The organism is Stenotrophomonas maltophilia, assembly GCF_039555535.1.
Taxonomy (GTDB): Bacteria; Pseudomonadota; Gammaproteobacteria; order Xanthomonadales; family Xanthomonadaceae; genus Stenotrophomonas; species Stenotrophomonas maltophilia_Q.
In genome coordinates this window covers 4,100,891-4,111,819 of sequence record NZ_CP154630.1, presented here as the reverse complement: position 1 = coordinate 4,111,819, position 10,929 = coordinate 4,100,891, and the positions used below count along the sequence as shown (strand labels likewise).

Genomic DNA, 10,929 nt, shown 5'->3' with positions numbered 1-10,929 from the left:
CTGAACTGTGATCATCGGCACGCAAATTCACCTGTCGAAACCGTTCACCATGGCGCAGACTTCGCTCGCAGTACCGCATATCCGCAGTTCCTGATCCCCTGTCCAGGAGTGCTGTATGTCCCGTGCCGTCCCGCGCGCTTTCCGTCCGCGCCGCCTCACTGTTTCCGTGGTTCAGGCCCTGGCTGTCCCGTCCGTCATGCTGTTGACCGCCAGTGTCGCTTGGGCCGGCTGTGACAATGCCACCCCGACTGCCAGCCAGACGGTCACCTGCGATGCCAGCGCGCCGAATCCGCAGACCGTTCCCGTCGCTGCCACTGGCGCGGCCGGTATCACCGTCAATGTCGCCAGCACGGCACAACTGCAACAGAGCGGTGGTGGCAGTGCGATTTCGCTGGTCGGGGCCGGCGGGCACCTGCTGTCCAACCTCGGCACGATCAGTTCGGTGGGTGGCGTGGCGGTCCAGCTTGGTGGTGGCAGCCGCGTCGAAAACGCCGGCAGCATCAGCACCGGCAACAACACCGCCCTGCAGTTCGTCGGCGCGGGCGACAGCGTGCTGGTCAACCGCGGAACGATCAGCGGGCGCACCGGCGTGCAGTTCGGTGCCGGCAACGACCGCCTGGACATGCAGGCCGGCAGCATCAGCGGCGGTGTCCTGCAGGGCGATGGCAACGACGTGCTGCTGCTGGGCAATGGCACCATCGACAGCGTCGACCAGGGCAGCGGCGATGACCAGATGACCGTCACCGGCGGCACCGTTACCGGCCTGGTGGCACAGGGCAGTGGTCGCGATGATTTCATCATGAGCGGCGGCACGATCGGCGCGCTGCAGCAGGGCGACAACATCGATACCTTCCGCATGAGCGGTGGCCGCATCATCGGCGCGTTCGAGGATGGCGACCAGGCCTGGATGACCGGTGGCCGCATCGGCCGCGTCAACATGAAGCTGGACAAGAACCTGTGGGACCAGTCCGGCGGCACCGTGGATGGCAATGTGGTGACCGGTTTCGACACCGATACCATCATCATCTCGGGTATCGCCTACATCGGCGGCAACATCAGCGTCAGCGGCGGCAACGACAGCGTGACCATCACCGACGGCACCGTGCGCGGGCAGGTACTGCTCAGTACCGGCAATGACACCTTCAACTGGAAGGGTAGTGGCATCGTCTACGGCGCGATCGACATGGGCCCGGACAACGACGTGGCCAACCTCAGCAACCTCAACCAGGGCAACCTCGGTGCGGTGCCGCTGTTCGACGGTGGCGGTGGCATCGACCAGCTCAACCTGAGCAACGTCAAGACCACGGGCGTGGGCCGCTTCCAGAACTGGGAGGCGATCAGCCTGGCCAACAGCACCGAGCTGACCTTCGATGGCGATCTGGTGCTGGGCGACAGCGGTAGCGGCACCGGCACGCTCACGGTGGATGACACCAGTACCGTCTACGCGGGCAGTGGGGGGCATGCCATCCGCCCATTCAACAGTGGTGCACTGGTGGAGATGGTCAATGCCGGGCGCATCGACCTGACCGGTACCGGCGCTGGCGACGTGTTCACCGTGCGTGGCAACTATCGTGGTGACGGCGGTGGCCTGTACCTGCGTACCGTGCTGGGCGCGGACAACTCCACCAGCGACCGCCTGGTGATCGACGGCGGTACTGCCACCGGGACCACCGGCATCGGCGTGCTCAATGCCGGCGGCAGCGGCGCCGCCACGCTGGCCGATGGCATCCTGGTGGTGCAGGCCTTGAATGGCGGCCGCACCGCGCCGGGTGCGTTTTCGCTGTTCGCACCGGTTGCGGCCGGTGCCTACGAGTACTACCTGTTCAAGGGCGGTGTCAGTGCCGGTACCGCCGAGAACTGGTACCTGCGTTCGACGCTGGTGACCGGGCCGACGCCAGCACCCAACGGTGGCGGCAGCGCGACACCGCCACCGCTGACGCCTCCAGTGGCCCCACCGCCGCCGATCACCCCGGCACCGCCGCCGCCGCCCGAAGGCGCCACCGATCCGGACCTGACCGCGGGCGAGACCGCGCCGCCACCACCGCCACCGGAACCCGCGCCGGTGGCGCCACCCAGCGATCCGGCCGTGCCGGACGTGCCAGTGGCCGGCGGTGCGCTGCCCGGAACCGGTGCCCCGCCGACGCCGGGTGCACGCCCCGCCGAGGGCGCAGTGGTGCCGCTGTACCGCGTGGAGACTGCCACCTATGCCGTGGTGCCGCCGCTCCTGCGCGAGACCTCGCTGGCCAGCCTCGGCACCTTCCACGAGCGGCAGGGCGAGCAGCGCCTGCTGTACAACCAGGGCGCATTCCGCACCGCCTGGGGCCGCTTGGTGGGGCAGAGCAGCGAGATCCACTGGAAGGGCGATGCGCAGCCCGGCTTCGATGGCGATGTGATGGGCCTGCAGGCTGGTCTCGACGTGTGGGCCGCTGCCTCCGACAACCATCGCAACCAGATCGGCGTGTTCGTCGGCCGCACCCGCGCGCAGGGCAGGACCACCGGCCTGGCGCTGGGCTGGGAGAACGTGCAGGTGGGCCAGAACCGCCTGGACGACAAGCACGTGGGCTTGTACTGGACCTTCACCGACAGCAGTGGCGGCTACATCGATGCTGTGGCGATGCAGAGCCGCTACGACGGCCGCGTGCGCTCCTCGCGCGGGCTCGGCTTCGGCCTGAGCGGCGACGGCACCAGCGTGTCGGTGGAAGCCGGCAAGCCGCTGCTGCGCTTCGGTCAGTCCGCATGGTGGCTGGAACCGCAGGTGCAGGTGATCTTGCAACGCACCTCGCTGGACGACCGCCGCGATGAAGTGTCGAGCGTGCGCTTCGACAACGACAACGCCTGGACCGGCCGCATCGGCCTGCGCCTGGCCGGCGATTACCAGCTGGCCGACAACGGTTGGCAACCGTATTTCAAGCTCAATTACTGGCATGGCCGCTCCGGCGAAGACCGCATCCGCTTCGACGACGACGTGATCGTCAATTCGCAGCGCTCGCGCGCGCTGGAAGCCGGTGTGGGCGTGGTCGGGCGTTTCAACCGCACGATAAGCGCCTATGCGGTGGCCGACTACACTCGCGAACTGGGCGGCGACCGCAACGAGAAGCGCCGCATCATCGAAGGCAACATCGGCCTGCGCGCGGACTGGTGACGGCTGCGGGCTCCAGTGGGTGTCGACCTTGGTCGACACGGATCCCACCGGAGGAGGGCGACTGTAGAGCCGAGCCCATGCTCGGCTTTCCCTCCGGCCGAGAAGCAGCCGAGCATCGGCTCGGCTCTACAGCAGACCTGCATCCGATCGAGTACTTCGTCCACGCGATGGCGAAGCCGATCGGCGCCCGGTTATGCTGCAGCCCTGATCAAACGACAAGGACATGTCGCATGCAGTTTCGCAGGGGCGCGCGCCGGATTGGCGCGCTGATGATGACCATGCTGGCTGCCGATGCAATGGCGGCATCCACGCCGGCCGCCGAGGTGCCATCGCCGGAAGCACAGGCGCAGATTCTCGACATGCTCGAGCATGAGGCGCTGTATCAGGACAAGGTGGACTGGCCTGCCGCCCGTAAACGACTGGCCTCGTTGCAGTCATACCCCGGTGCGCTGCAGACCGCCCTGCGTGAGATCATCGTGGAGAGCACCGGAGGGCATGGCGTCTGGATGACGGTTGCACGCATGCGCGAGGCTGCAGAGCGCGCGCAGCAGGCCGGCGCTGCCGCCGTGGACCGGGCCAAAGCCGCCGATGCGGTGGATGCGCGCATCGGCTGGGTGGTCATCGAGGGCTATGCCCCTACGCCCGGCGCGACCCCGCAGGAAGCATTCCGCCAGAACATCCAGCGCGCCGCGCGGTGGCAGCAGATCATCCGCAGCAAGGACGACGGCATGCGCTGTGGCTGGATCGTCGACCTGCGGGACAACAGCGGTGGCAACATGTGGCCGATGCTGCTGGGCATGGCGCCGTTGCTGCGCACCTCGGTGGTGAATAACGAAGATGTGGGGTCTTTCGAAACCGCACAGGGGCCGGAGCGCTGGACGTTGACCGCGACCGCCGTGCAGCATGCAGGCAAGCCGGTGCTGGACTTTGGCCAGTCCGGCCATGTGCTGCGGCAGCCTGGCGCGCCGGTGGCGGTGCTGTTCGGGCCGCGCACCGGCAGTTCGGGCGAGGCCTCGGTGCTGGCGTTCCGTGGTCGCGCGCAGACGCGCAGCTTCGGCCAGCCGACCGCGGGTGTCTCCACCGGCAATGTCGTCCACACCCTTGCCGATGGCAGTCGCCTGTTGTTGACCATGACCGTAATGCACGACCGCAACGGCCGCGGCGACGGGCTCAAGATAGAGCCCGACCAGCGCACGGACGGCGATGCGGCCACCCTTGCCGCCGCCCAGCAATGGCTGCTGGCCCAGCCCGCCTGCCAGGGTCGCTGATCCATGATCCTGATCGGCCAACAGGAACAGGTGCTGATCGTCGGCCCCACCGAAGCCCACCACTGCCTGCGCTGCGGGACGGAAACCGAGTTTGCCCCCCAGCTGCGCTACAGGATGGCGCGCATCGACCTGCTGTTCGGCTTCACCTACCAGCGCCGCTACGAGCTGGCCTGCACCCGCTGCGAACACGGCTGGGTGCTGGATACCGACACCATGGACCAGCAGCTGGGCGGGGTGCCGATCCCGTGGCGGCACCGCTTCGGCCTGCCATTGATGCTGGTGGGGGTGGCCGCGCTGGCGTGCGCCGGGTGGATGTGGCGGCACGGATACATCGGTTGAGAACCTGGCCTGTTAAAGTCTGCCCTGCAATCACGTACTGGAACCGACCATGGACCACGACACCCCGTTCGACCCCCTCAACGACCTCGAGGTGCGCCTGCTGCAGGCCCAGGACGGCACGCTGACCGCGTCGCAGTTCCTCGACGGCCTGCTGACCTCGACGGCGTTCGTGTTGCTGGACAAGGCCATCGGCGAAGACGGTGCCTGGGACGAGAGCATCTCGCCGCTGGTGCTGACCAGCGAAAGCGGCGAGCCCATGTTCGCGGTGTTCACCGCGCCCGAGCGCGCCGGCCTGTGGCATGAGCAGCTGCCGCAGTTCGCCCACGCCATGCCGATCGCGGTGCACGCGCTGCTGGCCGGGATCGGCGACGGCGTCGGCCTGGTGCTGAACCCGGGCCTGGACGTGGGCATGGAAATGATTCCCGATGCCGTGGCGCAGCTGAAGCAGCGTGCTGCGGCGATTACCCGCGGCATGGCGCACTGATCCAGCGATTGTCTGGTTGCCGGCCAGCGGCCGGCACTACCAGGTCTTCAGCGGGCAGCGGCAATCGCCTTCACCCGTGCCTTGGCCAGGGCTTCGCCGATGGCCGGGCCCTTCAGATGGGTGGTATCCAGATCCCGCGCCTGCACTGACAGTGCCGCCTGGTGCAGGCGCTTGAGCGTCTCGCCCTGCGGGTAGTCGGCGTCCTCGAAACCGAGGCGGCCACGCTTGTCAGCCTCGCAGCAGAGCGCGATACGCGCCACGCGTTCGGGGCGGCGCAACGCATCGCAGCGGCCAAGCAGTTCCAGCACCGTGGCATCGCGCAGTTCGTCGATGCGGTGCACGTTCAAGTGCTCGCGGCAGACCGCCTCGGCCAGCTGCTGGTGCTCGGTGGGAATCTTCAACCGCGCGCACAGTGCCTTCAAGGGCTTGATGCCACGCTGCTCGTGCATGATGTGGCGCGGCCATTCTTCCGGCGGCGTCAGACCCTTGCCGAGATCGTGGGTGAGCGCGGCGAAACCGACCAGGTCATCGCCCGGTGCCAGTTTCGCGGCCATGTCGCTGACCATTTCCTGATGGACGCCGGTGTCGATCTCCGGATGGAACTCGGCGCGCTGCGGCACGCCGTACAGCGCTTCCAGCTCGGGCAGGATCGGGCCCAGTGCCTGTGCATCATGCAGCGTGCGCAGGAATGCCGAAGGCTGCGCACTGACCAGTACCTTGCGCAGTTCCTGCCACACCCGCTCCGGCACCAGTGCATCCAGTTCGCCACTGGCGGCGATCTCGCGCATCAGGTCCATGGTTTCCGGCGCGACGGTGAAGCCCAGCGGCGCAAAGCGCGCCATGAAGCGGGCCGCGCGCAGCACGCGCAGCGGGTCTTCGACGAAGGCGGGACCGACGTGGCGCAGCACACGCTGTTCAAGATCACGCACGCCGCCGTAGGGGTCCACCAGATGGCCGGTGTCTTCGTCGCAGGCAATGGCGTTGATGGTGAAGTCGCGGCGCTGCAGGTCGTCTTCCAGCGTTACTGCCGGATCGGCATCGACCACGAAGCCGCGATAGCCACGGCCGGATTTGCGCTCGGTGCGCGCCAGCGCGTATTCCTCGCCGGTTTCCGGGTGCAGGAATACCGGAAAATCACGGCCCACGGCGGTGTAGCCCAGCGCTTCCATCTGCGCGGGCGTGGCGCCGACCACGACCCAGTCGCGGTCACCGGCAGGGCGCTGCAGCAGGCGGTCGCGTACGGCGCCGCCGACAAGATAGATCTTCATGGGGGGATGATCGCACGGCCGGCGCAGATGTTCCGGCACGACCGATGCAGAGGCATCACGGCAGGCCGCGCCACTCCGGCACGAACAGGCCGGCCAGGAACCACAGGCCGTAGACGATCCACAGGCAGAGGAAGTACAGCTTGATCTGCGCTTCGTCCCAGAGGCTGCCCCAGCTGTCGACGAAGGCCAGCGACTTCCAGCCTTCCATCCAGGCCGCGCCACCCCAACGCAGCACCCAGGTGGCGAACAGGCTCCAGGCGGCGAATATCCCGATCCAGGCCAGCAGGCTCATTGCGTTCCCCTCCCCGGGGCGATCGTGTAGAGCCGAGCCCATGCTCGGCTCATCGTGTGGCAACGCGACCGGAAAGAACCGCAGCCGAGCATGGGCTCGGCTCTACAGATGCAGTGCGATCAATCGCCGCCCTGGTCGGCGTTTGCGGCGCAGCTGAAGCTCTTGCGCTTGTCGACCAGGCGGCCCATCAGGCGGTCGCTCAACGGGAGGGCATCACCATTGAGGCGCCAGTCGTAGATCACGCTGAAGGCCAGCACGCGGGCCACGTACTCGCGGGTTTCCTTGTAGCTGATCGTCTCGATCCACAGATCCGGCTCAAAGCCCGGGCGCTGCCCCTGCCAGCGCGCGGTCGGGGTCGGGCCGGCGTTGTAGGCGGCGATGGTCACGTACGGCAGGCCGTCGTACTTGTTCATCAACTGGCGCAGGTAGGCGGTGCCGATGGCGATGTTGGTGTCCGGGTCGTACAGGCTGTCGGCGCCGCCATAGCCGGTCAGGCCGATGGACTTGGCCACGCTGGCACCGGTGGCCGGCAGCACCTGCATCAGGCCCATGGCATTGGCAGGCGAGCGCGCGCGCGGGGTAAAGGTACTTTCAGCGCGGATCTCCGCGGCCACCCAGGCCGGGTCGATCGCATTGCGTGCTGATTCACGGCGGATGGTGGCGTCGTGGTGCAGCGGGAAGCGCAGGTCGTACAGGCGCTGCTCCTGCGGTTGCTTGCCCAGTGCGAACACGGCGCGATCAAACCAGCCGTTGTCCTGCGCCACGCGCACGGCGAGGCGGCGCTGGGTGTCATCGAAGCGCGACAGCGCGCTGTTCCACTCAGCCACGGCCCAGCCGGTGCGGTCGATCTGGTAAAGCGCCATCGCGCGCTGGATGGCCGGGTCGCGCGCGATCACCGCCTGTGCCTGCGCACTGTCGTTCGGCTTCCACGGGCATAGCGTGTAGCCCTGCTGCAGTTTGTCGGCAGCCAGGAAGCCGTGGAAGGTGGGCGCACGCGCGGCGTCGCGGAACAACGGCTGTGCCTGCGATGCCTGGCCGGTCTTCTCCAGCATGCGGCCTTCGAAATAGGCCCAGCGCGGGTCGCTGCGCTGCTTGCTGCCCATCTTGCGGATCGCGGTCAGCGCTGCGGGCCAGTCCCCGCGCGACATTGCTTCGCGAACACGCCATTCGTGCAGGCGTTCGTCATAGGCCGATTCGGGTACCGCATTGAGACGGCGCGCCGAATCCGGCAGGTAGGAGGCCACGGTCCACAGGGCGATCTGGTACAGCACCTGGCCCTGCTGGGCGGCGCTCAGGCCGAGGGCCTGTGCGTACTGCGGCAGCTGTTGTTCGGTGGCACCCGGGTCGGTCTTGGCCAGCTTGGCCAGGCCGTCGGTGGCGATGCGCCGGCTGCGCTCGTTGCGCGGCCAGTTCAACGCGCTGGCGTTGGGCTTGTCGACGAAGGCGGCGTAGCTGTTGGCCTGCGCCAGGTCCGCGGCGGGCAGGCCGCGTGCGGCGCTGCGCATCACGGCCGGCTGCTGTGCGTCGGCGGCGGCATCGATGCGCTCCCAGCGCAGGGCGTCGCTCAGGCCGCCTTGTGCCTGCAGCACGGCGAATACCGCGTCGCAGCCGTCCGGCAGCGACTTGCCGTTCTTGCGCCACAGGTCCTGTGCTTCGCTGATCCACTGCGGATCGACCTTGCCCGTCACCTGGCGCGCGGTCAGCTGCGCACAGCGCAGCCCGACGTTGTCCGTGGGCGCCCAGTTGGCCAGCAGCGTCGGCCAGTCCTGGCGGCGTGCGACCGAGGGCAGCCACACGCTGCGGAAGGTAGTCGCCACGGCCTGGCCATCATAGCGCTTGAGGAAGGCCTGGGCCTGCGCGGTATCGACGGTGTCGATGTTGCGACGCAGGTTCGCGTACTCCAGCCAGCCATAGGCCGGGTGGCGACTGAGCGCACCGGCCTGGCCGGGATCGAACTGGCCGCGTTCGGCGGCAGCGATCGCGGCTTTCAGCTGCGCGTTCTGGGCGTCGAGGGACTGGGCGTTGGCGCAACCGATCAGCAGCGTGGTGGCCAAGGGCAGCAAGGACAGGGCAGTGGGAGTGCGTCGGGTCATGGCGATCAGCATAGCGGGGGCTGGCTGAATTCAGTTTCGCATTGCGTGCACGCGTTGGCTCGGCAACGGCAGCTGAATGCTCACGCTGCAGGCACTGCCTCGCGGGCCAGCGGGCGACGTAGTGTCGGGCGTGGGCGAACGGCCCGGCTGCAGGGAGCGGCACATGGCGTTCAGTAGCGCAGGAAGGAGCGGCCCGCTTGCGGACATCAATGTCACGCCACTGGTGGATGTGATGCTGGTGCTGTTGATCATCTTCATCGTGACCGCGCCGATCATGGCCCGGCCGATTGCCGTGCAGTTGCCACAGGCCACCGATCGCACGATTGATCGCCCCGAACCGCCGCCGCCGATCGAGCTGCGCCTGGACGCATCGAACCAGCTGAGCTGGAATGGCCAGCCGATGGCCATCGGCGATCTGCAGGCGCGCCTGCAGGCACAGGCGGGCGAACATGCGGGCAACCCGCCGGAGCTGCGCATCGCCACCGATCCGTCGGCCGAGTACGAAGGCATGGCCCGGATATTGGCTGCGGCCGAAGCCACCGGCATGGAGCGCATCGCTTTCGTGCGATAGCGTATCTAAACCGCCGCTCAGGGGGAGATTGCGACATGAGCGGCGGATGAGGGTGTCAGTATTGCTGGCAGTAGACTGTGCGACCATCCCAACTGCACGAGATGCGGCTGCTGCTTCCGCGCTGGACGGGGACTCCATACATCTGTGCGGATCTGACCCAGTTGTCCAGGTCGCCATGCTGGCCGAAATAGTATTGTCCGGCGTACGAAGGGGCGGAGATCGGGTCGGCGATGGATTCGTCAGGAACCTTGTTGCCTATGCTGTCGCGACTTTCGCCCTTCTGATACTTCGCTTCGGCAACGTTGTCCGGTGTTACTCGATAAAGCGTCTTCGATCCGTCACGCCATGTGATCATTATTGTTATGGATCCGCCACCTTTGAGGCCTGCCCAGTTCAGGGCCGCTTGTTGAATCGAGAGCGCGATGCTGTTCCAGGTTGGGCTTCCCGTATTGGCTCCTGCCAGTTCTGTGGCTAGATACTGGCCAAGTCGGGTTCGCAGTGTGGCTGAGGCGACGATGTCAAAGGTATTGGAGGACTTGTAAGACTCGGGGAACCTCACTCCATTGGAGTTTCCGGGGTTGTCTGGATGCAGCACGACCACTGATCCGCCTCCTGCCATCGCGTGGGCCCCTTCAGGTGGCCCTCGAAAGGCTGACGTCGCATCCAGAATCCGTAGGAAGGCCATTTGAATCTGTGCGGGAACCGGTGTCGAAAGTGCGCGCCACTTTCTGATCTCGCGATCATATTCAACTTCGAAGGCGCTCAGTCGGGCTTTTTCGAAGTCCATTACAACCGCCAACCCGGAGCCTGACATCAGGGCTGCATCTTTGGGAGAGGCACAGTTGTTGCATTCAATCAGGCCCCCCGCTCTCGATTCGCTTGTAGGGAACAGAAGCAATGCCGTGACAACCGCGACATGGATCATGACGGTGATTGTTTTCACAATTGAGCCTCATGAGAATGACTGGGGCTCTCAGTCTCACCTTGGTTGGCCCCGGAAATTCGTTTGACGGGCAGTTTTCAAACTATTCCTAAGTGTTGTCTGAATTTGCTTCGTAGATTCAAGCTGGTCGATGCATGTGGCTCTGTCATCGAGATGGCAGCAGCCAAAAGAGCAGCCATTGAGTGCCTCAGGTTCGCACGGTGATCCCGGCGATCTGCAGTCCGTCATTGCAAGGGCTCCTGCCTATGGATTACTCGCCATCTTGGTATGAGTTCCAGCTCAAATGCGATCTGTTCGACGCCGTCAACCGACGGCAACGGCGATGATCATGCTGCCGATGGCACCGGTGCATTGTCGTTGGACGGATCGGCAAGAGCACTTGCCCAATTGCGGGAAAGCCGGGAAGCCGCTGTCGCAGCCAGCATCAAGGCTGCCTGCTGTGAACAGTATCGTCCGGTCATAACCTGCAGCTATCTGACGCAATCGGCCTGTAATTGCGTCAATTCCGCGTGAAAGAGTGCCGGTCATC

General features: G+C 66.3%; 9 protein-coding genes. 5 read left to right on the top strand and 4 right to left on the bottom strand.

What is annotated here, in order from left to right; translation table 11 throughout:
* Positions 1-115 precede the first annotated feature (115 nt).
* The 4 genes from AASM09_RS18930 (at position 116) to AASM09_RS18915 (ending at position 5,233) form a co-directional block, all read left to right on the top strand.
* Positions 116-3,142 carry an autotransporter outer membrane beta-barrel domain-containing protein gene (locus AASM09_RS18930; protein WP_049429396.1) on the top strand — a complete coding sequence of 1,009 codons (3,027 nt, stop codon included), beginning with the start codon at positions 116-118 and terminating at the stop codon, positions 3,140-3,142.
* Positions 3,143-3,372: 230 nt separating this feature from the next.
* Complete coding sequence (locus tag AASM09_RS18925; RefSeq protein WP_049429397.1) at positions 3,373-4,410, top strand: S41 family peptidase; 1,038 nt, start codon at positions 3,373-3,375, stop codon at positions 4,408-4,410.
* A 3-nt stretch (positions 4,411-4,413) separates the two neighbouring features.
* Positions 4,414-4,749: a hypothetical protein gene (locus AASM09_RS18920; protein WP_049429398.1), complete on the top strand. Its 336-nt coding sequence runs from the start codon at positions 4,414-4,416 to the stop codon at positions 4,747-4,749.
* A gap of 49 nt (positions 4,750-4,798) precedes the next feature.
* The gene (locus tag AASM09_RS18915) at positions 4,799-5,233 is read left to right on the top strand and encodes an SseB family protein (protein ID WP_049429399.1); all 435 of its coding nucleotides are present in this window, start codon (positions 4,799-4,801) and stop codon (positions 5,231-5,233) included.
* 47 nt (positions 5,234-5,280) lie between these two features.
* Here the strand turns inward: AASM09_RS18915 and AASM09_RS18910 are convergent, their stop codons facing one another.
* The 3 genes from AASM09_RS18910 to AASM09_RS18900 all read right to left on the bottom strand — a co-directional run bounded on the left by AASM09_RS18910 (position 5,281) and on the right by AASM09_RS18900 (position 8,898).
* Positions 5,281-6,501: a multifunctional CCA addition/repair protein gene (locus tag AASM09_RS18910; RefSeq protein WP_049429400.1), complete on the bottom strand. Its 1,221-nt coding sequence runs from the start codon at positions 6,499-6,501 to the stop codon at positions 5,281-5,283.
* A gap of 55 nt (positions 6,502-6,556) precedes the next feature.
* Complete coding sequence (locus tag AASM09_RS18905) at positions 6,557-6,793, bottom strand: hypothetical protein (RefSeq protein WP_049429401.1); 237 nt, start codon at positions 6,791-6,793, stop codon at positions 6,557-6,559.
* Between the two features lie 119 nt (positions 6,794-6,912).
* Positions 6,913-8,898 carry a transglycosylase SLT domain-containing protein gene (locus tag AASM09_RS18900; protein ID WP_049429402.1) on the bottom strand — a complete coding sequence of 662 codons (1,986 nt, stop codon included), beginning with the start codon at positions 8,896-8,898 and terminating at the stop codon, positions 6,913-6,915.
* Between the two features lie 151 nt (positions 8,899-9,049).
* On the opposite strand from AASM09_RS18900, the gene AASM09_RS18895 reads away from it, so the two are divergent.
* Positions 9,050-9,457 carry an ExbD/TolR family protein gene (locus AASM09_RS18895; protein ID WP_049429403.1) on the top strand — a complete coding sequence of 136 codons (408 nt, stop codon included), beginning with the start codon at positions 9,050-9,052 and terminating at the stop codon, positions 9,455-9,457.
* Positions 9,458-9,512: 55 nt separating this feature from the next.
* Here the strand turns inward: AASM09_RS18895 and AASM09_RS18890 are convergent, their stop codons facing one another.
* The gene (locus AASM09_RS18890; protein WP_152906579.1) at positions 9,513-10,400 is read right to left on the bottom strand and encodes a hypothetical protein; all 888 of its coding nucleotides are present in this window, start codon (positions 10,398-10,400) and stop codon (positions 9,513-9,515) included.
* Positions 10,401-10,929: the final 529 nt, after the last annotated feature.

Bases quoted from the DNA above. Each gene is read 5' to 3' on its own strand.
- AASM09_RS18930 (WP_049429396.1), top strand. From the start codon at position 116: ATGTCCCGTGCCGTCCCGCGCGCTTTCCGTCCGCGCCGCCTCACTGTT.
- AASM09_RS18925 (WP_049429397.1), top strand. From the start codon at position 3,373: ATGCAGTTTCGCAGGGGCGCGCGCCGGATTGGCGCGCTGATGATGACC.
- AASM09_RS18920 (WP_049429398.1), top strand. From the start codon at position 4,414: ATGATCCTGATCGGCCAACAGGAACAGGTGCTGATCGTCGGCCCCACC.
- AASM09_RS18915 (WP_049429399.1), top strand. From the start codon at position 4,799: ATGGACCACGACACCCCGTTCGACCCCCTCAACGACCTCGAGGTGCGC.
- AASM09_RS18910 (WP_049429400.1), bottom strand. From the start codon at position 6,501: ATGAAGATCTATCTTGTCGGCGGCGCCGTACGCGACCGCCTGCTGCAG.
- AASM09_RS18905 (WP_049429401.1), bottom strand. From the start codon at position 6,793: ATGAGCCTGCTGGCCTGGATCGGGATATTCGCCGCCTGGAGCCTGTTC.
- AASM09_RS18900 (WP_049429402.1), bottom strand. From the start codon at position 8,898: ATGCTGATCGCCATGACCCGACGCACTCCCACTGCCCTGTCCTTGCTG.
- AASM09_RS18895 (WP_049429403.1), top strand. From the start codon at position 9,050: ATGGCGTTCAGTAGCGCAGGAAGGAGCGGCCCGCTTGCGGACATCAAT.